Source organism: Cryobacterium lactosi (assembly GCF_004403945.1).
Taxonomy (GTDB): Bacteria; Actinomycetota; Actinomycetes; order Actinomycetales; family Microbacteriaceae; genus Cryobacterium; species Cryobacterium lactosi.
The window spans coordinates 23,284-45,090 of the sequence record NZ_SOHM01000015.1 but is presented as its reverse complement, the minus strand read 5'-3'; the positions used below and the strand labels follow the sequence as shown (position 1 = coordinate 45,090).

At 67.5% G+C, this 21,807-nt stretch carries 18 protein-coding genes; 5 read left to right on the top strand and 13 right to left on the bottom strand.

Annotated features, from left to right (window positions below; genetic code table 11):
- Positions 1 to 6: 6 nt before the first annotated feature.
- From E3T61_RS08045 to E3T61_RS08025, 5 genes are all read right to left on the bottom strand, one after another.
- On the bottom strand, positions 7 to 1,770 hold the full coding sequence (locus E3T61_RS08045; protein ID WP_134640344.1) for a peptidoglycan D,D-transpeptidase FtsI family protein: 1,764 nt from the start codon (positions 1,768 to 1,770) through the stop codon (positions 7 to 9).
- A gap of 49 nt (positions 1,771 to 1,819) precedes the next feature.
- The gene (gene ftsL / locus E3T61_RS08040; RefSeq protein ID WP_134640343.1) at positions 1,820 to 2,407 is read right to left on the bottom strand and encodes a cell division protein FtsL; all 588 of its coding nucleotides are present in this window, start codon (positions 2,405 to 2,407) and stop codon (positions 1,820 to 1,822) included.
- Positions 2,404 to 3,396, bottom strand: a complete 993-nt coding sequence (gene rsmH, locus E3T61_RS08035) for a 16S rRNA (cytosine(1402)-N(4))-methyltransferase RsmH (protein WP_134640458.1) — start codon at positions 3,394 to 3,396, stop codon at positions 2,404 to 2,406. The genes ftsL and rsmH overlap by 4 nt, the downstream gene beginning before the upstream one ends.
- Positions 3,397 to 3,544: 148 nt before the next feature.
- Positions 3,545 to 3,976, bottom strand: a complete 432-nt coding sequence (gene mraZ, locus E3T61_RS08030) for a division/cell wall cluster transcriptional repressor MraZ (RefSeq protein WP_134453347.1) — start codon at positions 3,974 to 3,976, stop codon at positions 3,545 to 3,547.
- Positions 3,977 to 4,388: 412 nt separating this feature from the next.
- Positions 4,389 to 4,769 (bottom strand): DUF3040 domain-containing protein, encoded by a 381-nt coding sequence (locus E3T61_RS08025; protein ID WP_134640342.1) that lies wholly within the window; start codon positions 4,767 to 4,769, stop codon positions 4,389 to 4,391.
- Positions 4,770 to 4,842: 73 nt separating this feature from the next.
- On the opposite strand from E3T61_RS08025, the gene E3T61_RS08020 reads away from it, so the two are divergent.
- Positions 4,843 to 5,988 carry a polyprenyl synthetase family protein gene (locus E3T61_RS08020; protein ID WP_134640341.1) on the top strand — a complete coding sequence of 382 codons (1,146 nt, stop codon included), beginning with the start codon at positions 4,843 to 4,845 and terminating at the stop codon, positions 5,986 to 5,988.
- Between the two features lie 52 nt (positions 5,989 to 6,040).
- Here the strand turns inward: E3T61_RS08020 and E3T61_RS08015 are convergent, their stop codons facing one another.
- Together E3T61_RS08015 and E3T61_RS21885 are read right to left on the bottom strand one after the other, a co-directional pair.
- Positions 6,041 to 6,409: an Rv2175c family DNA-binding protein gene (locus E3T61_RS08015; RefSeq protein WP_166793185.1), complete on the bottom strand. Its 369-nt coding sequence runs from the start codon at positions 6,407 to 6,409 to the stop codon at positions 6,041 to 6,043.
- Positions 6,410 to 6,593: 184 nt separating this feature from the next.
- Entirely contained in the window at positions 6,594 to 6,854 is a 261-nt protein-coding gene (locus E3T61_RS21885) for a hypothetical protein (protein WP_166793182.1), read from the bottom strand.
- Here E3T61_RS21885 and E3T61_RS08010 point away from each other — a divergent pair.
- Together E3T61_RS08010 and pknB are read left to right on the top strand one after the other, a co-directional pair.
- Positions 6,802 to 8,055, top strand: coding sequence for a LysM peptidoglycan-binding domain-containing protein (locus tag E3T61_RS08010; RefSeq protein WP_134640456.1), 1,254 nt, complete (start codon positions 6,802 to 6,804; stop codon positions 8,053 to 8,055). The genes E3T61_RS21885 and E3T61_RS08010 overlap by 53 nt on opposite strands.
- A gap of 91 nt (positions 8,056 to 8,146) precedes the next feature.
- Entirely contained in the window at positions 8,147 to 10,093 is a 1,947-nt protein-coding gene (gene pknB / locus E3T61_RS08005) for a Stk1 family PASTA domain-containing Ser/Thr kinase (protein WP_134640340.1), read from the top strand.
- A 107-nt stretch (positions 10,094 to 10,200) separates the two neighbouring features.
- On the opposite strand, the gene E3T61_RS08000 is transcribed toward pknB, so the two are convergent.
- The 3 genes from E3T61_RS08000 to E3T61_RS07990 all read right to left on the bottom strand — a co-directional run bounded on the left by E3T61_RS08000 (position 10,201) and on the right by E3T61_RS07990 (position 13,343).
- Entirely contained in the window at positions 10,201 to 11,544 is a 1,344-nt protein-coding gene (locus E3T61_RS08000; RefSeq protein WP_134640339.1) for a class II 3-deoxy-7-phosphoheptulonate synthase, read from the bottom strand.
- A 95-nt stretch (positions 11,545 to 11,639) separates the two neighbouring features.
- Positions 11,640 to 12,329, bottom strand: a complete 690-nt coding sequence (locus tag E3T61_RS07995; protein WP_130179244.1) for a lysophospholipid acyltransferase family protein — start codon at positions 12,327 to 12,329, stop codon at positions 11,640 to 11,642.
- Between the two features lie 66 nt (positions 12,330 to 12,395).
- Entirely contained in the window at positions 12,396 to 13,343 is a 948-nt protein-coding gene (locus tag E3T61_RS07990; protein ID WP_134640338.1) for an ROK family glucokinase, read from the bottom strand.
- Between the two features lie 202 nt (positions 13,344 to 13,545).
- Between E3T61_RS07990 and E3T61_RS07985 the strand changes: the two genes are divergently transcribed.
- A complete protein-coding gene (locus E3T61_RS07985; RefSeq protein WP_134640337.1) occupies positions 13,546 to 15,390 on the top strand; it encodes an AMP-dependent synthetase/ligase in 1,845 nt (614 codons plus the stop codon).
- Between the two features lie 77 nt (positions 15,391 to 15,467).
- On the opposite strand, the gene E3T61_RS07980 is transcribed toward E3T61_RS07985, so the two are convergent.
- The 3 genes from E3T61_RS07980 to E3T61_RS07970 form a co-directional block, all read right to left on the bottom strand.
- The gene (locus tag E3T61_RS07980) at positions 15,468 to 15,959 is read right to left on the bottom strand and encodes a peptide deformylase (RefSeq protein WP_134640336.1); all 492 of its coding nucleotides are present in this window, start codon (positions 15,957 to 15,959) and stop codon (positions 15,468 to 15,470) included.
- Positions 15,960 to 16,046: 87 nt separating this feature from the next.
- Positions 16,047 to 17,450 carry a MinD/ParA family ATP-binding protein gene (locus E3T61_RS07975; RefSeq protein ID WP_241992453.1) on the bottom strand — a complete coding sequence of 468 codons (1,404 nt, stop codon included), beginning with the start codon at positions 17,448 to 17,450 and terminating at the stop codon, positions 16,047 to 16,049.
- 56 nt (positions 17,451 to 17,506) lie between these two features.
- Positions 17,507 to 20,911 carry a pyruvate carboxylase gene (locus E3T61_RS07970; protein ID WP_134640335.1) on the bottom strand — a complete coding sequence of 1,135 codons (3,405 nt, stop codon included), beginning with the start codon at positions 20,909 to 20,911 and terminating at the stop codon, positions 17,507 to 17,509.
- 77 nt (positions 20,912 to 20,988) lie between these two features.
- Between E3T61_RS07970 and E3T61_RS07965 the strand changes: the two genes are divergently transcribed.
- Complete coding sequence (locus E3T61_RS07965) at positions 20,989 to 21,801, top strand: ParA family protein (protein WP_134640334.1); 813 nt, start codon at positions 20,989 to 20,991, stop codon at positions 21,799 to 21,801.
- Positions 21,802 to 21,807: the final 6 nt, after the last annotated feature.

Sequence of the window (21,807 nt, the reverse complement as noted above, 5' to 3'; positions counted from 1 at the left end):
ACTTTCTTACCAGGTACCGGAGAGATCAGGCGCGGTGGCGCCCGAGGGAACTGCCCGGTACTTTTTCAGTGCCTGACTCATGACCTCTTGGAAGACCGGAGCGGACGCTGCTGACGAATTCATGTTAACAGGATCGGCCAGACTCACCGAAACGACGTACTGGGGATCGTCGGCCGGGGCGAACCCGGACACCGACACCAGGTACCCCTTGGAGTACCCGCCGTTGCCGTCGGGCATCTGCGCTGTGCCGGTCTTAGCGGCCGCCCGGTAGCCCGGGATGTTCCAGGCGTCGGCCAGCCAGCCCTGCTGGTAGACCATTTCGAGCATGTCCGCCGTGTCGCGGGCCGCGGAGGCCGAGACGACCTGGGTGCCCTCGGCCGCGGGAACCTCGGTCAGCGTGCCGTCTGCGGCGCGGCAGCCTGACACCAGCTGCACGGGCATCCGCACGCCACCGTTGGCGATGGTCTGGTAGATGCTGGAGACCTGCAGGGCAGTCGTGGTCAGGCCCTGACCGAACATCGTGGCGTATTCGGTCTGGTTGTCCCAGTTTTCGGCCGGGTGCAGGATGCCGGGGTCTTCACCGGGGAAGCCGCTCTCGGTTTCGGTGCCGACGCCGAACTTGGTCATGTAGTCGTAACGCTGCTGGTCGTTCAGACGCTCACCGAACAACGACATGCCGGTGTTGGACGATTCGATCAGGACGCCGGTGAGGGTGAGGCGCAGGTCGCCGTGCACCGAGCTGTCGTTGATATTGGCGCCGTTCTCAGGCAGGTAGCGGTACGGCGCAACAACCTGCGAGTCCGGCGTCGCCAGACCGGCGTCGAGGACGGAGGCTGCGGTGAGGGCCTTGAACGTCGAGCCAGGCTCGTAGGAAGCCGTGAAGGCGCGTGAGCCGCGATCTTCGGGGTTGGTGGTGGCGCTGACGTCGTTCGGGTCGACACTCGGATAGTCGGCCACTGCGACCAGCTTGCCGGTCTTGACCTCTTGTACGACGACATTGCCCCACGCCGCTCCGGTCTTCTGGGCCTGTTCGGCGAGCACCTGCTGCACGAAGAACTGCAGGTCGGAGTCGATGGTGGTGATCACGTCGCTGCCGTCGGCGGCGGGCTCCGTGGCAACGGTGCTTTCCGGCAGCCGCACGCCGTCGGCACCGCGCTCGTAGGTTTCGATGCCGTTGTTGCTGGCGAGGCAGGAGTCTTCGCCGGCCTCGAGTCCGGCCTGCGCCTCGCCCTCTGACGAGACGAAGCCGACGATATTGCCTGCGACGGCACCGTTGGGGTAGACCCGGCCGGGGTTCTGCGTGAAGGTCAGCCAGGGGATCTCGAGCGCATACAGCTCCCTGAACGCGTCAACGCCGACCTTCTTGGCCACGAGGGCGTAGTCGGACTTGGGGTTGTCGGCGAGGGAGTCGGTGATCAGGGCCTGGACCTGATCGGCGGACAGGCCGACAACAGCGCCGATTTCCGCGACGGACTGGGCCAGGGGAACCGACGTCTCGACCCCGTCGACGGTGCGGGTGAACGGCGAGGCGTTCTTGGGCGAGAGGGCCACGTCGTACCGCATCACGGTTCCGGCCAGCACGACGCCGTTGGCGTCGAGGATTTCGCCGCGCGATCCGTAGACGGTGCGCTCGACCGATCGGTTGCCGAGCGAGTCGGCGCTGAGGGTCTCGGCCCGCACAACCTGGATGTCGACGAGGCGCACCACGAACAGGCCGATGATGGCGAAGAGCACGACGACCGTGGCCGCGACCCTGCGTTTGCTGGACATGTTTGTTTTCGCCACGTGGTGGTCCTCCTGTATCGGACTGTACCGGCGTCTATCGAGTAGTCGGCGACGGCAGGCCGTCGGCTACCGTAACTGCCACAGGGGCGGTTCCGGCGGCAGGCGCGCCGGAGGCGACGCTGGCCCCCTGGCCGCCTGCGGGTACCTGGGTGACCAGCGGCACGCCGGTGAGCAGGGAGTTCGGGACCAGGCTGGCGGCACCGGCCTGGCTGCCGCTGGCGGAGGTGGGAGCGCCGAGGACGGCGCCGTCGGAGAGCCGCAGGTAGGCCGGTGTGGAGTTGCTGACCATGCCGAGCGCCTCGGCGTTGGCGGCCAGGCTCTGCGGAGAGGACACCCGGATCAGGTCTTCGCTCACGCTGTCGGCGGTGCGGCCCAGTTCCACCTGGCTGGCGCGCAGGGCCGAGATCTCGTAGGCCCCCTGGGAGATCCCCACGCTCAGCAGCAGCTGGGCGATGACGATGGCGCCGACACAGGCGACGGCCGAGAGCGCGTAGACGACGCGGGGACGCTTGTGCGTGCTCGGGCTGACGATCTCGATGTGACGGCGTTCGTCGGCGCCAGGGCGTTCGGTGAATTGGGGCCGTGCGTCAGCTGTCAGCACCCGGGCCAGGTTGTCGCTCATTCGGCTCTCCTCAGTCGTTCGGCGGCACGCAGGCGAACCGATGTTGCACGGGGGTTGATTGCTTTTTCTTCGTCGGATGCCAGTTCGGCGCCCCGGATCAGCAGGGTGAACAGCGGTTTGTGTTCCGGGAGCTCCACAGGCAGTCCAGCCGGTGCGCTCGACGTCGACGCGGCGGCGAACATCCGCTTGACGATGCGGTCTTCGAGTGACTGGTAGGCCATCGAGACGATTCGGCCGCCGACGGCGACGGCTTCCATCGCGGCCGGGATGGCGCGTTCGAGGACGGCGAGCTCCTGGTTGACCTCGATGCGGAGCGCCTGGAAGACCCTCTTGGCGGGGTGGCCCATGCGCTGAACGGCGACCGGGGTGACCTTGGTGATGACCTCGACGAGTTGCGCGGACCTGACGAAGGGAGTCGTTGTCCGCGCTTCGACGATCGCCTTGGCGTAGCGGCCGGCGAGCTTCTCTTCGCCGTACTCCTGGAAGATGCGGCGAAGGTCGGCCTCGCTGTAGTCGGCGAGGATCCGCTCGGCGGTGAGCGGAGAGGTGCTGTCCATGCGCATGTCCAGCGGGGCGTCCTTGGAGTAGGAGAAGCCGCGCTCGACTTGGTCGAGTTGCATGCTGGAGACGCCGAGGTCGAAGAGGATGCCCTGGACCTCGCTGATGCCGAGGCCGGCGAGGGCGTCGAGGATCCCATCATAGACGGTGTGCACGAGGTGGATGCGGCCCTGGAAGGGCTTGAGGCGTTCCTCGGCGACGGCGAGGGCGTCGAGGTCGCGGTCCAGTCCCACCAGCGTCAGCCCCGGGAACCGGGTCAGCATGGCCTCGGCGTGGCCGCCCATGCCCAGCGTGGCGTCGACGAGGACCGCTCCGGGCTTCTCGATGGCCGGGCCGAGGAGTTCGATGCTGCGCTCGAGCAGCACCGGGGTGTGGATCTCGTTGAGCTGCGGCTTCGCGGCCGGATGTTCGGGGGTGTTGTTGCTGTTCATCTCGTGGTTCGTGTTGTTGTTCGTGGTGTCGTCTGCGTTGTTGTTCATAGCTACCGGGGCTGGATCCTGGGGCCTGATCCCCATCCGTTCCGCCTGGCACCGGGGAAGTGTGTCAGGAGGGCAACGGCTGGGAGTCGGGCACCAGGAGCTAGAAGAGTCCCGGAATCACCTCCTCCGTGATGTTGGCGAACGAGGCTTCCTGCTCGATGAGGTAGGCGTCCCAGACCTCGGTGTCCCAGATCTCCACGCGGTTGCCCACGCCGATGACCGTGAGGTCGCGACCCAGGCCCGCATAGGCCCTGAGGTTGGCGGGGATGGTGACCCGATTCTGTTTGTCGGGAGTCTCGGCGCTGGCGCCGGACAGGAAGACGCGGAAGAAGTCGCGGCCTTCCTTGCTGGTGATGGGCGCCTGGCGGATCTTCTCGTGCACCTCGTCGAAATCACGCGAGGTGAAGACGTAGAGGCAGCGCTCCTGGCCGCGCGTCATGACGATGCCGGTCGAGAGGTCCTCGCGGAACTTGGCCGGCAGGATGACGCGTCCTTTTTCGTCGAGCTTGGGGGCATAGGTCCCGAGGAACATTCATCACCCCTCTCTTCCGGCCAAGGTCAGGTGTTGCTCCACTTTACTCCACTATCAACCACGATGTCTGGAAAACGCGCGATATTGCTGCGAAAGTGCCCAATTATTCCCCGGAAACTCTGTGAATCACCGGGTGGAGGAAAATCCCACGTTTTCGACGCAATTGGCACGGTTTTGGGCACAAAAAAGGACCGGCATGGTGGCCGGTCCTGCGGGCTGTGACGAAGTGGGCGAAAAGGGAGGGGCGTGGGGTGGTGGGCGCGGTGCGGTGGGCGCGGTGGGGGGAGGGCTGAAAGCAGAACGCCCGCCGTCTCGATGACGGCGGGCGTTTCTGACTGCTGCTGGGCGATAGCGCCAAGCGTTACCGCTGAGCGTTACCGCTGAGCGTTACCGCTGCGTGTTGTGCTGCTCGTTACTGCTGGCCGTCCTGGCGACGGTCCCAGCGGTCGTTGAGCTTGTCCATGAAACCCTGCTGGCTGCGAGCCTGCGCGGGGCGGCGGGACTGGTTGGCCGACGGCCTCGTGGCCCGGGCGGTGCGGCCGGGAGTGACAGCCAGCAACACTCCCCCGAACATGATGATGAATCCGAGGATGCCCAGCCAGAGTTGCTGCACCGCAACACCGGCGACAAGAGTCGCTATCCCGACGACGCCGGCGAGCACCCCCAGCACGATGGAACGGTAATTGGGGCGGAGGCGGGTACCTCCGACGCTCGCCACGAATTCGGCATCGTTGTGATAGAGACTGCGCTCCATCTCTTCGAGGAGTCGCTGCTCTTGTTCTGAAAGCGGCATCTCATTCCTCCAATTGGGGATCGAGCGGATTAGACCCTAATTCTAGTCCCGCCGAGATGGCTAGGCTAGGCACGTGGCTCAAAGCACTCGACTGGTCGATCTGGTTCATTCTCGCATCGACGAATTCATCAATACGCGTGAATCAATTGTGACGACCATCAGCCCTGACCTCACTGTGCTGGTGGACTTCTCACGGCAGTTTCTCAGCGGCGGGAAACGCTTCCGGGCCCAGTTCGCACACCTCGGCTGGCAGAGCGTTCCGGCCCCTGCCGAACCGCACGCAGCGGGTCCTCTCGCGGCCGGGCCGGGCGACGCTCCCGGCAGGACTCTCGGCAACCCTGCGGGCATCGTGTCCGTCGCCTCTGCGCTGGAGGTCTTCCACGCCGCTGCGCTCGTTCACGACGACATCATCGACAACTCCGACACCCGCAGGGGCGCCCCATCCGCGCACCGCCGCTTCGAGAGCCTGCACGCCGCCCAGGGCTGGGCCGGAAGCCCGGGCGACTTCGGCCGGGCCTCGGCGATCCTGCTCGGCGACCTTCTGTTGGGCTGGAGCGATGAGTTGCTGGATGACGGACTCGACGACGCCGCGGACCGGGCCAGTGCCCGACGGGCACGCAGGGAATTCAACCTCATGCGCACCGAGGTCACGGCCGGCCAGTACCTCGATATCCTCGAGGAACGTGCCTGGCTCGTGCAGCCGGAGGCCGAGCTGCTCGATCGGGCAGTTCGGGTCATTGTGTACAAGTCGGCCAAGTACAGCGTTCAGGCGCCGCTGGTGATCGGTGCCGCCCTGGCCGGAGCAACCGACGACCAGCTCGACACCCTGCGCGCCTTCGGCCTGCCGCTCGGCATCGCCTACCAGCTCAGGGACGACCTTCTCGGCGTGTTCGGGGACGCGGCAGTGACCGGCAAGCCCAGCGGGGACGACCTACGGGAGGGCAAACGTACGGTCCTGATCGCCCTGGCCCGGGAACGCATGGACCAGCCCGCGCGGCAGACCGTGGACAGACTGCTGGGACGCGCCGACCTGAGCGCGGACGAGATCTCGTCGCTGCAGCAGATCATCGTCGACAGCGGAGCCGTCGACCGGGTGGAGACGCTCATCCAGCAGAACGTCGGCCAGGCCCTCGCGGTGTTGGACGGGTCGGATGTGGCGGCCGGAGTCGGGGCGGAACTGACCGAATTCGCCGGCACCGTCACACGACGCGTCTTCTAGCGACGCGCCGAGTGCAGCCTGCCTAGATACAACCAGGTGTGGCTGGGTGCGGCTAGGCCAGCGCCTGCGCGACGCGGCGCACCTCGGCCTTACGACCGGCCAGGAGCGCATCGATTGGCGGAACACCGAGGCTGTCATCCACCTCGAGCAGCCACTCCATGGCCTGCTCGTCGGTGAATCCGTCGTCGGCGAGCACGATCAGGGTGCCTCGAAGCTCGCCGAGCGGCGAGCCATCGCGGATGAAGGACGCCGGCACACTGATCTTGCCGTCACGGCGGACGGCGAGCAGGTGCTTGTCCTCAATGAGCTGCCGAACCCGGCTGTGGCTGAGCCCGAGAACCTCGACGAGGTCGGGAATGTCGAGCCACGCTGTTTCGGTCGAGGGGACGGAGTGCGGTTGAGCTGAAGACGAATCGGTCACGCATCAAGCCTCCCATGATTCGGCATTGCCAACAAACCCCCGACGCGACCTCTCTCCCCGGCCGACTGTCCGGCCTGAGCGGCCATTTTGGCGGATTCAGACCTATTCGCCAGACATCCGGCTTCGTACCCGCGTGGTTAATTGACTCGGCATACCATCTGTGTCAGCGTTGAGAACACGTCAGCTACGGCACAGGTGGTTGGCGACGAGCAGTCAACGAGCGGAGCGTCATGTCGGTAAGAGCCAGCAAGATCGAAACGAGGACGGTCCGACAGGACTCCCCCGTCGAGACGACAGGCTTGCCCGCCACCTCGAGCGCCGCCACCTCGAGCGCCAGTCCTGCGAGCCCCGCAACGTCCAGTTCGGCCAGGCACCGCCCGGCCACGACCGGAATGCGGCGCTCCATCGGAGCCTTTGCCAGCATCCCCCTTGTTGTGGTGAGCACGATTGCGATCGTACTCAACCTGGCGTCACCGGCTCAGGCCGCCACGGCGCTGAAGAAGCCGTTGAAGAGCCGCACCACGCTGCCGCAGGTGGCGGTCAAGCCTGTGCAGGTTGTGCAACCGGCCACGTCGACACCAGCGCCCAGCCAGTACACAGTTGTCGACGGTGACACCATCAGCGCCATTGCCGGCAAGTTCGGCCTGTCGACGGCGTCGGTCCTGGCCCTGAACGGCCTCGGCTGGTCCGCCGTGATCTTCCCCGGCCAGGTACTCACCCTGTCGACGACCCCGCTCGCCGTCGCCGCCACCCCGGCCTCTGTCGCAACCGAACTCACCAGGTACACCATCCAGTCCGGCGACACCCTCAGCGGCGTCGCCGCCGCGCACGGCGTGCCGACCGACGCATTGTTCAGCGTGAACGGTCTCGGCCGCAACAGCATCATCTTCCCCGGCCAGGTCATCGTGCTGCCCGCCGCGGGCTCCGCCACTGCCCCGGCCACCACCGCCCCGGCCGCCGTTGCGGCGACGGCCATCACGACATCGACACCCGGCAGCCACACCGTGGTGGCCGGCGACACCGTGGACAAGGTCGCCACCGGCGCCGGCGTCTCGGTGCAGTCGGTGCTCGAGGCCAACGGCCTGGGCTACTCAAGCATCATCTACCCCGGCCAGGTCCTCGCGCTTCCGAGCGCCGCGCCTGCCGGCACCGCGTCCGCCAGTTCGGCGCCGGTCCTGGATGCCGCCCCTGCCGTCGTCATCACCCCGACACCTGCCCCGGCACAGGGATCGGTGACTCCGCTCACCGCTGAGATGGCCGCGAACGTCAAGCTCATCATCGCCGTCGGCCGGCAGGCCGGTGCCAACGACGCCGCGCTTGTCGTGGCCCTCGCCGCCGCCGCGCAGGAGTCGGGTTTGCGCAATATCGACTACGGCGACCGGGATTCGCTCGGCATCTTCCAGCAGCGCCCCAGTTCCGGCTGGGGCAACGAGGCCCAGGTCATGGACGCCGAACGTTCCACCAGGGCCTTCTTCGGCGGAGCTGTGAACCCGAACCCCGGCGTTACCCGCGGCCTGCTTGACATTCCGGGCTGGGAAGCCATGACGGTCACCCAGGCGGCCCAGGCCGTGCAGATCTCCGGACACCCCGACCTGTACGCCAAGTGGGAGGCATCCGCCCGGAGTTGGCTCGCCGACCTGGGCTGAATCTGGCAATTGGGGCGCCGGTGACCGAATCGTGTCCCGCCGCGCTGCGGGCCGTCCAGAGGAACGCCCGAGTTTTCCGTAGACTCGACGGGTGACCGAAAGCCCCTCAGACCCCATGATCGGCCGTCTCATCGACGGTCGCTATCAGGTGCGCTCCCGGATCGCCCGCGGCGGTATGGCCACCGTGTACCTCGCCACCGACCTGCGCCTCGAGCGCCGGGTGGCGATCAAGATCATGCATGGCCACCTGGCCGACGACAACGCCTTCCGCAGCCGCTTCATCCAGGAGGCCCGCTCTGCGGCCCGGCTCGCCCACCCCAACGTGGTGAACGTGTTCGACCAGGGCCAGGATGCTGACATCGCCTACCTGGTGATGGAACACCTGCCCGGCATCACGCTGCGCGACCTGCTCAAGGATTACGGCCGGCTCACGCCGGAGCAGACCATGGACATCCTCGAAGCTGTGCTCTCCGGTCTTGCCGCCGCGCACAAGGCCGGGATCGTGCACCGCGACGTGAAGCCGGAGAATGTGCTGCTCGCCGACGACGGCCGCATCAAGATCGGTGACTTCGGCCTGGCGCGCGCCGTGAACAACAACACGGCCACCGGCCAGGCGCTGCTCGGCACCGTGGCATATCTCTCCCCCGAACTCGTCACCCGCGGCGTCGCCGACGCCCGCAGCGATATCTACGCGCTGGGCATCATGACCTATGAGATGCTCACCGGCGAACAGCCGTACGTGGGCGAGGCGCCCATGCAGGTGGCCTACCAGCACGCCAACGACACCGTGCCGATGCCCAGCCTGGTCGCGCCCGGCGTGCCCAGCGAACTCGACGAACTCGTGCTCTGGGCCACCGCCCGTGACCCCGAGGAGCGCCCGCGCGACGCGAGGGTCATGCTCGACCAGCTTCTCGACGTCGAGAAGCTGGTTCGGCCGCGCGAGGACACGGCCATGCAGGCAACGATGGTGCTGCCCCGGGGCGTCGCCGCCGCATCCGCCGACGCCGAAACCCAGATTCTCGGCCGGGGGCCGCTGACCGCAGCCGCCATCGCCGTCCCGCCCGCTGACGACGAGGACGAACCCGACAACACCGCCAGACTCGCGGGCACGGCCACCAAACGACGCCGCCGGGGCTACTGGTGGTTCGCCCTGATCGTGTTCCTCGCGGCAGTAGCCGGCGGAGCTGGCTGGTACTTCGGTGTCGGCCCGGGATCGGAGATCCAGGTACCTTCGCTGGTATCGGCGACCCCCGAGGATGCCGCGGCTCAGCTCGAGGAGCTCGGTCTCGTCGCCGCGCAGGGAACCGAGTACAGCACCGACATCGCGGCCGGACTGATCGTCAGCACCGATCCCGGCGACGGCTCCAGGGTGCCCAAGGGCAGCACGGTGACGCTCAACGTGTCGCAGGGTCCCGCACCCATCACGCTTCCGGTGCTGGCCGGCCTCAGCGCGGATGCCGCGTCACTGGCGATCGCCGAGGCCAAGGCAGTTCCGGGAACCATCGACGAGGTGTTCAACGGCGATGTCGATGAGGGCCTCGTGATCTCGGCCAGCCGCGAGAGCGACGGCGGCGACGTCTCCCAGGGCGGCGACTACTTCGAGGGGCTCAACGTCAACCTCACGGTGTCGCTCGGCGGCATCCCCGATGTCACGGGCGAGTCTGTGGACGACGCCATCAGCATCCTCGAAGACAAGAACCTCATCGCCACCTCGGGCGAGGAGACCTACAGCGACACCATCGCCGAGGGCGACGTCATCTCGGTCGCCGCTGCGGAGGAGGGCCCGATCAGGGCCGGCTCCACCCTCCTCCTCACGGTCTCCCGCGGCCCGGAGCCGGTGGAGATCCCCAATGTCGTTGGCATGTCCTGGAGCGAGGGCAAGCAGGTGCTCACCGACCTCGGTTTCAAACTGAACTACAACCTGGCCGCAGACGCCATCGCGGCGATCATCAGCATCAAGTCAACGGATCCGGCAGCGGGAACCCTCGCGGCCAAGGGCAGCTCGATCACGCTGACGCCCACCAACCCCTTCGGCTAGCGGGTACGTCAGACGCGAGATGCCCCGCTGCGGACGAGCTGCTCCGGTGTACGGGAGCAGCTGGTCCGGAACGGGGCAACCGGGTGGTGCGGGACGGCGCGCGCTGCCTAGCGGGCTGCGAGCTCCTCGGCCACGAGGAACGCGAGCTCGAGGGACTGCATGTGGTTCAGGCGCGGGTCGCAGAGCGACTCGTAGCGGGTCGCCAGGGCGGCCTCGTCGATGTGCTCCGAGCCGCCCAGGCACTCGGTGACGTCGTCGCCGGTGAGTTCCACGTGGATGCCGCCGGGGTGGGTCCCCACGGAGCGGTGCGCCTCGAAGAAGCCCTTGACCTCGTCGACGACGTCGTCGAAACGACGCGTCTTGTACCCGGTGGGCGTGGTGACGCCGTTACCGTGCATCGGGTCGGTGACCCATAGCGGCATGGCGTCGCTGGCCTTGATCGCCTCGAGCAGCGGCGGCAGGGCGTCGCGGATCTTGCCGGCGCCCATCCGGGTGATGAAGGTGAGCCGGCCGGGCTCGCGGTTGGGGTCGAGCTTGTCGATCAGGCGCAGCATGTCGTCGATCGAGGTGCTCGGGCCGAGCTTGACGCCGATCGGGTTGCGCACCCTGGACAGGAAGTCCACGTGCGCGCCGTCGATCTCCCTAGTGCGTTCGCCGATCCAGACGAAGTGCGCCGAGGTGTTGTACGGCGTGCCGGTGCGGGAGTCGATGCGCGTCATGGGGCGCTCGTAGTCCATCAGCAGGCCCTCGTGGCTTGTGTAGAACTCCGTGCGGCGCATGGCCTCGAAGTCGGCTCCGCAAGCGATCATGAACTTGATCGCGCGGTCGATGTCCTTGGCCAGGCCCTCGTAGCGCTGGTTGGCCGGGTTCTTGGCGAAACCCTGGTTCCAGCTGTGCACCTGGCGGAGGTCGGCGAAGCCGCCCTGGGTGAAGGCGCGAATGAGATTGAGGGTGGATGCGCTCGTGTGGTACGCCTTCACCAGCCGGTCGGGGTCCGCTTCGCGGGACTCCGGGGTGAAGTCGTAGCCGTTGACGATGTCACCGCGGTAGGCCGGCAGAGTGACGTCGCCGCGGGTCTCGAAGTCGCTGGAGCGCGGCTTGGCGAACTGCCCCGCCATCCGGCCCATCTTCACGACGGGCATCGAGGCGCCATAGGTGAGCACAACGGCCATCTGCAAAACGGTCTTCACTCGGTTGCGGATCTGCTCGGCGGTGGCACCGCTGAAGGTCTCGGCGCAGTCACCGCCCTGCAGCAGGAAGGCCTCGCCGCGGGCGGCCTGGGCCAGGCGGTCGCGCAGGATGTCGACCTCGCCGGCGAAGACCAGCGGCGGCTGGGTGGCCAGCTCGGCGGATGCGGCCGCGACGGCATCCGCATCCGGCCAGGCCGGCTGCTGCTTGATGGGAAGCGTGCGCCAATAGTCCAGCCCGTTGATTACAGATTCGTCTGCCATTACAACCGGTTCGGTGGGGTCTACCACGGGACTGAGCCTGTTTTTCTCTTCTTCGGCCCGCGCGACGGCGGGCCTGGGGTGAACGATAATCGAGCCTAGCGTGAAAGGCTGGCGCGCTTTTCTTTGACACTGGTGGCGTAGACGTCGACGTACTCCTGCGTGCTGAGGCGGCGCAGTTCGTACATCAACTCGTCTGTCACGGAGCGCAACACGAACCGGTCACCCTCCATTCCCTCGAAGCGGCTGAAGTCGAGCGGCTCGCCGATGACGATGCCGATCCTGCGCACCTTGGGGATGCGGGTTCCGGTGGGCATCGCCTTCTCGGTGTCGATCATGGCCACTGGGACCACGGGAACCCCCGCCTCGAGCACCATCCGGGCCACACCGGTGCGGCCGCGGTACATGCGCGCGTCCGGGCTGCGGGTGCCCTCCGGATAGATGCCGAGCGCTCCCCCGCCGTTCAGCACGGCCAGGCCGGTGTTCAGGGAGTCCTCCGACGCCTTCCCGCCTGAGCGGTCGATGGGCAACTGGCCTGTGGCCTTGAAGAACTGCCGGGTCGCCCAGCCCTTGAGGCCGGTACCGGTGAAGTACTCGCTCTTGGCCAGGAACACCACCCGACGTGGCACGACCAGCGGCAGGAACACCGAGTCGATGAACGACAGGTGGTTGCTCGCGAGAACCACGCCGCCCTCTTTGGGGATGTTGTCGAGCCCGATCACCCAGGGCCGGAACAGGCCCAAAAGGATCGGGCCGGCCACAATATTCTTCATGAACCAGTAGAACATCGGTGTCCTTAAGTGAGCGGGGGCCGGTCGGCAGCGTGCCGCACCGTCGTTTGCAGCACGAACAGCCTACTCACCGGTGACGTGTCGGCGGGCGAGGTCTGCGGCGCCGACGACGCCGGCATCGTTGACCAGCTCTGCGATCGCGAACTCGGCCTCGGGGTGGTAGCCACGGGCCGGGAGGTTGTCGAGATATGCGGTGCGGATCGGCTCGAGGAGCAGTTCGCCAGCCGCAGCGACCCCGCCACCGAACACGAACACCTGGGGGTCCAGCACCGCGGCGAGGCTCGAGCAGGCCTGGCCGAGCGACGCGCCCAGCTGACGGAGCGCTGCGAGGGCACCAGGGTCGCCGTCCTGGATGAACCGGCCGACATCCTTGCCGGTCAGCTTGCCGCGCTTGGAGCGCGCTGCCGCCAGCCCCAGTCCGATGCCGCCGGCGTCCGCGAATTCGTTCGCGATACGCAGCAGCGCCCGGCCAGACCCGTACTGCTCGATGCAGCCGTGCGCGCCGCAGCCGCAGGGCAGCCCGTCGGGCACCACGCGCATGTGCCCGAGCTCGGCTCCCACGCCGAAGCCGCCGCGGAAGAGCTTGTCGTTGGACACGATGGCCCCGCCGACGCCGGTACCGATGGTGAGCGTGACCATGTCGCTGTACAACCGGCCGGCACCGAAGCAGAACTCGGCCCATCCAGCCGCATTGGCGTCGTTCTCGATGATGATGGGGATGGCCAGGCGCGACTCGAGTTTCTCTCGCAACGGCTCGTTCCGCCAGTTGATGTTGGGCGCGTAGTAGACGGTGGACTGGGCCGCGTCGATGAACCCCGCGGCGGCCACTCCGGCGGCCACGACATCCTCACCCTCTGACAGCCCCTCGATCATCTCGACGACCGCGTTCTCGATCTCGCCGGGGTCCCCGGCGTTTGTGGGCCGGCGGTCCGACCTGATGATGGTTCCGAATTCGTCGACGAGGGCACCGGCGATCTTGGTCCCGCCGATGTCAATCCCAATGGCGTGCACGAGCGCACCTTTCGTAGGTAGGGCAACAGTGTGTTCTTCAGGTCGGCTCTCAAACGGCACGGGGCACGCAGCGACCTGATCGACCACGCAAGGCACCCCCTAGAGTGTAGTAAATGAGCATGCCGCCGGGAGAATCGCAGGTTCACCCCGAATCAGCGGCTAGAGTGAACGCACTTACCCGTCCGGTGCCAAAGGAGTTACCGTGAAACAGTTCGATGAGCCCGCCGTCGTCCCCGCCGACCCGAACGCGAACGTCACCGACCTGCTGGTCGACCGTCTTGCGCTGACGCCCAACCTGGTGCTGTTCTCCCGCCCGGACAACGGCGGTTGGCTGCCCGTCACCACAGCCGAGTTCCACGCGGAGGTCATCGCGCTGGCCAAGGGATTCGTCGCTGCCGGCGTGCAGCCCGGCGACAAGATCGGCTTGACCTGCAAGACCCGATACGAGTGGACCCTGATCGACTTCGCCGTCTGGTTCGCGGGCGCCGTGCTCGTGCCCGTCTACGAGACGAGCTCGCCCAGTCAGGTGCAGTGGATTCTCAGCGACTCCGGCGCCACGGCGCTGATCGTGGAGACCGCGGACCACTTCGCCCGCTTCGACGAGGTGCATCCGGAGCTGCCGGACGTCGAGACGGTCTGGCAGATCGACCTCGGCGACCTGGACAAGCTCGCCGCCAGGGGCGTCGATGTTCCGGATGCCGAGATCGATCGCCGCCGTCGCCTGGCTGTGGCCTCCGACATCGCCACCCTGATCTACACGTCGGGCTCCACCGGCCGGCCCAAGGGCTGTGTGCTCAGCCACGGCAACTTCGTCGAGACCAGCCGGAACGCCGGGATCGCACTCAAGCCCGTTCTCACCGACGAGAACGGCGCATCCACCCTGCTGTTCATCACGACCGCCCACGTCTTCGCCCGCTTCATCGCGGTGCTGTGCGTGCACGGCGGCGTCCGGGTGGGTCATCAGCCGGACACCCGACAGCTGCTCCCGTCGCTGGGCAGTTTCAAGCCGACGTTCCTGCTCGCGGTCCCCCGGGTCTTCGAAAAGGTCTACAACTCCGCCGAGCAGAAGGCCGAGGCCGGCGGCAAGGGCAAGATCTTCCTGGCCGCCTCCGATGTCGCCGTCGCACACTCCAAGCTGGTCGAGGCCGGCGAACGGATCCCGCTGGGCATGAAGATCAAGTTCGCCCTGTTCGACAGGCTCGTCTACAGCAAGCTGCGCGCCGCGATGGGCGGCAACGTCAAGTTCGCCGTGTCCGGCTCCGCTCCGCTCGGCGCCCACCTAGGTCACTTCTTCCACAGCCTGGGCATCGTGATCCTCGAGGGCTACGGCCTGACCGAGACCACAGCCCCCGCGACGGTGAACCTGGCCACCAAGTCGAAGATCGGCAGTGTCGGCCCGGCCCTGCCCGGCGTCTCCGTGCGCGTCATGGACGACGGGGAGATCGAGGTGAAGGGGGTCAACGTCTTCACCGAGTACTGGAAGAACCCCGAAGCCACCGCGGCCGTGTTCGACGACGGCTGGTTGAAGACCGGTGACATCGGCGCTCTCGACGACGACGGCTTCCTCTCCATCACGGGGCGCAAGAAGGAGATCATCGTCACCGCCGGCGGCAAGAACGTCGCCCCGGCGGCCCTCGAGGACCCGATCCGGTCCAACCCGCTGGTCGGCCAGGTGGTCGTTGTCGGCGACCAGAAGCCGTTCATCGCCGCTCTGGTCACCCTCGACCCTGAGATGCTCCCGGTCTGGTTGAACAACAACCACGAGGACGCCGCGATGTCGCTCATCGACGCGTCGGTGCACCCGAAGGTCCTCGCCGAGGTGCAGCGGGCCATCGACCACGCCAACGAGTCGGTGTCACGGGCGGAGTCCATCCGGAAGTTCGTGGTGCTGCCGATCGAGCTCACCGAGGCGGCGGGTTACCTCACCCCGAAGATGAGCATCAAGCGCGACCTGATCCTGCGCGACTTCGCGGCCGAGATCCAGAACCTCTACGGCGCCAACCCGACGACGGCGGCCGTGCCGGTGCGCGACAGAGTACAGGACTAGACAGTCCCGCAGCATTGAGCTGTGCCGAAAACGAGCTGTCCCGCTTCGGCGGGGCGGCTCGTTCTCGCATCCGGGGCTCAGAACCAGTCGGACTCGCGCACTTCCTTCATCGCGGCCCGACGGTTCTCCTTGTCCAGCCGGTCCAAGTAGAGCAACCCGTCCAGGTGGTCGGTCTCGTGCTGAAGCGCCTGGGCCATCAGTCCCTCGCCGGCGACCGCGACGGGATTGCCGTCGAGGTCGATGCCGGTGACCCTGGCGAACGGATACCGCTTGGTCGGGTACCACAGCCCGGGTACCGAGAGGCAGCCCTCGTCGACCAGCTCCGGCTCCCCCGCCAGTTCCACCAGGACCGGGTTGAGGATGTAGCCGATGTGGCCGTCGATGTTGTAGCTGAACGCGCGCAGATTGACGCCGATCTGGGCGGCGGCCACCCCCGCCCGGCCGGGGAGCTTCACGCTGTCGACAAGGTCTTCGACGAGGCTCCGCACCCGGGCGTCAATGCTGCCGATCGGCTCCGAGCGGGTTTTGAGGACTGGGTCGCCCAGTAGGCGGATCTGGCGTTCGGGCACGGGAGACTCTCTTCGGATGGAGCGGCGGGTACGGCGTTGGTGGGACGGTGTTGGTCAGACGGTGGGACAGGTCGTGCGGGGCGAGGCTCAGACGCGGCGTTCGGCCGGGAGCCCCTCGACGACGAGGGCGGCAAGGGTGCGCGCGGCCAGCCGCGTGATCGGCTTGAGGTCCTTGAAGGAGACCACACTGCCCGCGGCCAGTTGCGGGTCGTACGGGATCCGCACGATCTCGCGCACCCGGGAGCGGAAGTGCGACTCGATCTCCTCGAGCTTGACGAGGTTGGTGCCCTGGGTCGCCGTGTTGAGAGCGACGATCGCGTTGCGCACGAGTTCGCCGTAGCCGTTGGCCTCGAGCCAGGTGAGGGTTTCGGAGGCCAGCCGGGCCTCGTCCACGCTGCCGCCGGACACGATCACGATGGAGTCCGCGCGCTGCAGGGTGGCCCGCATGACCGAGTGCACGATGCCGGTTCCGCAGTCGGTCAGGACGATCGAGTAGAACCGGGCGGCGAGGTCGGCGACGACGTTGTAGTCGTTCTCGTCGAATGCCTCGCTCAGGAGCGGGTCGGTGTCGCTGGCCAGGATGTCCAGCCGGGTCTCGTCCCTGGATACCAGCGCCGAGAAGTCGGTGAAGCCGCCGATGGAGGCGGCCTTCGTGACGACGTCGCGCACCGTCGACCTGGTCTGCTTGGAGACCCGTTCGGAGAGGGTGCCCCGGTCGGGGTTGGCGTCGACGGCGATGATCCGGTCTTCCCTGGCGTCGGCCATGGCCATGCCGAGCAGGGCCGTGACGGTGGTCTTGCCCACACCGCCCTTGCGGGTGAGGATCGGCACGAACCTCGCACCACCCTCGAACTGCTTGCGGATGCGCTCGTCCATGGCCTGGTGGGCACGTACGGCGGCCGAGTCGCCGAGGTTGATGAGGTGGAAGGAGGCCCTGTAGACGAACCGGTTCCAGCTGCCGTTCGGCGGCCGCCGGGTCTTGCGGTTGACCTCGAGCAGGCGGTCGGACGTGAGCATCGATGCGGACTCCGGCGCGAGGGCATCCGTTCGGCTGCGGTCGCGTCTGCTGGCCGTGGCGGCGTTCGTCGGGCCGGTAATCAGCGACAGGGCCGCCGCCGCTGTGCCGCTCGCGCCGAGCGGAGCCGCGACGTCGCGGGCGCGCTGCGGCGTGACGATCTCGATGGTGTGGGTGCCCGGGTGGGAGGTGCCCGGTGCGGAGACGGCCGAACGGGTGTCCCCGCGGTCAGAGGCGCCGGCCGCCGAGGTGCGCAGCACGGCGGATCGGGGCAGGCCGGAGCCCCCGAGGGGGGCGCCGAGGCTGTCCGGCAGCGCCGCGGCCAGGTTGTCGAAGGTGTGCGGCGGCAGCTCGCTGTGGTACTCGTCACCGGGTCGCGGCGCTGTGGCCGCGGCGCCGGCCCCGGTCTCTGCCGGGGCCAGCTGGCCGTCACCCTCGTCGTGCGGTTGGGCATCGTCTGTCCGTCGATCTGTCACAGCAGACTCCTCGTTCTTCTACGGGCCTGAGATTGAGGCCCAAATCAGGCCTCAGCCTAGCGTGGCCGCACCACCACGAGCAGGTCTCCAGCGTCGACCTGCTGGGTCGCGGGGATCGCGACCCGTTCGACGACGCCGGCGATGGGCGAGGTGATCGCCGCCTCCATCTTCATGGCCTCGATGGATGCGACGCTCTGGCCGGCCACGACGACGTCGCCCTCGGCGACCTGCAGGGTGACCACACCGGAGAACGGCGCGGCAACCTGGCCGGGCTGGTTGGCGTCGGCCTTCTCGGCCGCCTTGGTGACCACGGCGATGCTGCGGTCCCGCACGAAGACCGGACGCAGCTGGCCGTTGAGGATGGTCATAACCGTGCGCATGCCCTTGTCGTCGGCCTCGCCGATCGCCTCAAGGCCCACGTAGAGTCGCACGCCCTTGTCGATCTCGACCGAGTGCTCCGTGCCCTGGCGCAGGCCGTAAAGGTAGTCGACGGTGTCCACAACGGACAGGTCGCCGAAGAGCTCGCGGATCTGCTGGAAGTGCCGGGTGGGGGCGGGGAAGAGCAACTGGTTGAGCATGCCGCGGCGGGTGGGGCTGTCGCCGTCCAGCGCGCTTCGCTCTTCCTCGGTCAGCTCGGTGGTGCTGACCCGGATGTTACGTCCTTCGAGCACCTTGGTGCGGAAGGGCTCCGGCCAGCCGCCGGGCAGGTCGCCCAGTTCGCCGGCCATGAATCCGACCACGGAGTCGGGCACATCGTATTTGGCCGGGTTGGCCTCGAAGTCGGCCGGGTCGGCGTTGACGGCGGCGAGGTACAGGGCCAGGTCACCGACGACCTTGGACGACGGGGTCACCTTGGGTACGCGGCCCAGGATGCTGTTCGCCGCGGCGTACATGTCCTCGATGAGTTCGAAGTCGTCGGCCAGGCCCAGCGCCACGGCCTGGGTGCGCAGGTTGGACAGCTGACCGCCGGGGATCTCGTGCTTGTACACGCGGCCCGTCGGGGCACGCAGACCCGATTCGAAGGGGTGGTAGACCCGGCGCACGTCTTCCCAGTAGGGCTCGAGGTCGCACACGTTCTGCAGCGAGATGCCCGTGTCGCGCTCGGTGTGCACGAGTGCGGCCACGAGGGACGACGCTGAGGGCTGGCTGGTCGTGCCGCCCATCGGTGCGCTGGCCACGTCGACGGCGTCGGCGCCTGCGCGGGACGCCGCGAGCAGCGTCGCCAGCTGGCCGCCGGGGGTGTCGTGGGTGTGCACGTGTACCGGCAGGTCGAAGCGTTCGCGGAACGCCGTGACCAGCTTCTCGGCCGCTGCCGGACGCAACAGCCCGGCCATGTCCTTGATGGCCAGGATGTGAGCGCCGGACGCCACGATCTGGTCGGCCAGGCGCAGGTAGTAGTCCAGGGTGTAGAGGTCCTCGGCCGGGTCGAGCAGGTCGCCGGTGTAGCAGACAGCTACCTCGGCGACGCTGGTGCCGGTGTTCAGCACCGCTTCGATGGCCGGGCGCATCTGGTTGACGTCGTTGAGGGCGTCGAAGATGCGGAAGATGTCGACACCGGAGTCGCTGGCCTCGCGGACGAAGGCATCCGTCACCTCGGTGGGGTACGGGGTGTAGCCCACCGTGTTGCGGCCGCGCAGCAGCATCTGGATGTTGATGTTGGGCAGGGCCTCCCGCAGGGCGCCGAGGCGCTCCCACGGGTCTTCGCCGAGGAAGCGCAGTGCGACGTCGTAGGTGGCACCGCCCCAGGCCTCGACCGAGAGCAGCTCGGGGGTGAGCCTGGCGACGTACGGGGCGACGGCGACGAGGTCCTTGGTGCGCACCCGGGTGGCCAGCAGCGACTGGTGGGCGTCACGGAACGTGGTGTCGGTGACGGCCAGGGCGGTCTGGTTGCGCAGGGCACTGGCAAAGCCGACAGGGCCGAGCAGCTGCAGCTTCTGCCGGGAGCCCTCGGGGGCCGGCACGGAGAGGTCGATCTTCGGGAGCTTCTCGGCCGGGTTCATCAGCGTGATCGGCACCCCGTTGGGCTGGTTGACGGTGACGTCGGCCAGCCAGTTGAGGATCTTCGTACCGCGGTCCTTCGACGCGCGTCCCCGCAACAGTTGCGGGCGCTCGTCGATGAACGACGTGCTCAGGTCACCGTTGGCGAAGTCGGGGTCCTCGAGCACGGCCTGCAGGAACGAGATGTTCGTGGAGACGCCGCGGATGCGGAACTCAGCCAAGGCACGCTTGGAGCGGGTGACCGCCGAGGCGTAGTCGCGGCCTCGGCAGGTGAGCTTGGCGAGCATCGAGTCGAAGTGCGGGCTGATCTGGGCGCCCGGGTTGATGGTGCCGCCGTCCAGGCGGATGCCGGCGCCGCCGGGCGAACGGTAGGTGGTGATCTTGCCGGTGTCGGGGCGGAACCCGCTGGTGGGGTCTTCCGTGGTGATCCGGCACTGCAGGGCGAAACCGCGCAGCTTGATCGAGTCCTGGCTGAGGCCCAGGTCGGCGAGGGTCTCCCCCGCTGCGATGCGGATCTGGGACTGCACGAGGTCGACGTCGGTGACCTCTTCGGTGACGGTGTGCTCGACCTGGATGCGCGGGTTCATCTCGATGAACACGTGCTGGCCGGCGCGCTCGCCCACGGTGTCGAGCAGGAACTCGACGGTGCCCGCGTTGACGTAGCCGATCGACCTGGCGAAGGCCACGGCGTCCTTGTGTAGGCGCTGGCGGATCTCTTCGGGCAGGTTCGGGGCCGGCGCGATCTCGATGACCTTCTGGTGGCGGCGCTGCACAGAGCAGTCCCGCTCGAACAGGTGCACGGTCTCGCCGGTGGCATCCGCGAGGATCTGCACCTCGATGTGGCGGGGGCGGAGGACCGCCTGCTCGAGGAACATGGTGGGGTCGCCGAACGCGCTGTTGGCCTCACGCATGGCCTCTTCGAGCGAACCACGCAGGTCGGCCATGGTGGCGACGCGGCGCATGCCGCGTCCGCCGCCGCCGGCGACGGCCTTGGCGAAGATGGGGAAGCCGATCTCCTCGGCGGCCGCGATGAGTTCCTCGACGTCGCGCGACGGTGCGCTGGACTTGAGGACCGGAACACCGGCGGCGATGGCGTGCTCCTTGGCGGTGACCTTGTTACCGGCCATTTCGAGCACATGCGAGCCCGGGCCGATGAAGGTGATGCCGGCGGCCTTCGCCGCTTCGGCGAGCTCGGGGTTCTCGGAGAGGAAGCCGTAGCCGGGGTAGATGGCGTCTGCGCCACTTTCCTTGGCGACCCGGATGATCTCGGACACATCGAGGTAGGCGCGCACCGGGTGCCCCGCCTCGCCGATCTCGTAGGCCTCGTCGGCCTTCAGCCGGTGCAGCGAATTACGATCTTCGAACGGGAAGACCGCGACGGTTTTCGCTCCCAATTCATAGGCGGCGCGAAAGGCGCGGATTGCTATCTCTCCACGGTTGGCGACGAGGATTTTGGTGAACATTGAGACCTTTCGATCCGGGAGCGGCACACAGCTGACGGTTAGGTTCTCTAAGACTAGTGAAGGTAACGTATCTACTTGTGCACGTACTTAGCGTTAGCTCCCTCAAGGGAGGGGTAGGCAAGACCACGGTAACCCTTGGTCTGGCTTCTGCCGCCTTCGCCCGCGGTGTTCGGACCCTCGTGGTCGACCTCGATCCGCAATCAGATGTCTCTACCGGGCTCGACATCCAGCTCGCCGGCCACCTCAATGTCGCCGACGTTCTGGCTTCGCCGAAGGAGAAAGTCGTGCGCGCAGCCATTGCGCCCAGCGGCTGGACCCGCGGCCGTCCCGGCACGATCGACGTCATGATCGGCAGCCCCTCCGCCATCAATTTCGACGGACCCCACCCCAGCATCCGCGACATCTGGAAGCTCGAGGAAGCCCTCTCCACCGTGGAGAAGGACTATGACCTCGTGCTGATCGATTGCGCCCCGTCGCTGAACGCGCTCACCCGCACCGCGTGGGCCGCGAGCGACCGGGTCGCCGTCGTCACCGAACCCGGCCTGTTCTCGGTCGCCGCCGCTGACCGGGCCCTGCGCGCGATCGAGGAAATCCGTCGTGGCCTCAGCCCGCGCTTGCAGCCGCTGGGCATCATCGTCAACCGTGCCCGCACGGCGTCGTTGGAGCACCAGTTCCGGATCAAGGAACTTCGGGACATGTTCGGCCCGCTGGTACTCAGCCCCCAGCTGCCCGAGCGCACCAGCCTGCAGCAGGCCCAGGGCGCGGCCAAGCCGTTGCACACCTGGCCCGGCGACAGTGCCCAGGAGATGGCGCACTACTTCGACCAGCTCCTGGACCGGGTGCTGCGCACCGCCCGCATCGGCGAGTACGCGGAAGTCCCCACGCGCTAGCGCCTC

Excerpts from the sequence above, each read along its gene's own strand:
- E3T61_RS08045 (WP_134640344.1), bottom strand. The coding sequence starts at position 1,770 with ATGTCCAGCAAACGCAGGGTCGCGGCCACGGTCGTCGTGCTCTTCGCC.
- ftsL (WP_134640343.1), bottom strand. The coding sequence starts at position 2,407 with ATGAGCGACAACCTGGCCCGGGTGCTGACAGCTGACGCACGGCCCCAA.
- rsmH (WP_134640458.1), bottom strand. The coding sequence starts at position 3,396 with ATGAACAGCAACAACACCCCCGAACATCCGGCCGCGAAGCCGCAGCTC.
- mraZ (WP_134453347.1), bottom strand. The coding sequence starts at position 3,976 with ATGTTCCTCGGGACCTATGCCCCCAAGCTCGACGAAAAAGGACGCGTC.
- E3T61_RS08025 (WP_134640342.1), bottom strand. The coding sequence starts at position 4,769 with ATGCCGCTTTCAGAACAAGAGCAGCGACTCCTCGAAGAGATGGAGCGC.
- E3T61_RS08010 (WP_134640456.1), top strand. The coding sequence starts at position 6,802 with ATGCGGCGCTCCATCGGAGCCTTTGCCAGCATCCCCCTTGTTGTGGTG.
- E3T61_RS08000 (WP_134640339.1), bottom strand. The coding sequence starts at position 11,544 with ATGGCAGACGAATCTGTAATCAACGGGCTGGACTATTGGCGCACGCTT.
- E3T61_RS07995 (WP_130179244.1), bottom strand. The coding sequence starts at position 12,329 with ATGTTCTACTGGTTCATGAAGAATATTGTGGCCGGCCCGATCCTTTTG.
- E3T61_RS07970 (WP_134640335.1), bottom strand. The coding sequence starts at position 20,911 with ATGTTCACCAAAATCCTCGTCGCCAACCGTGGAGAGATAGCAATCCGC.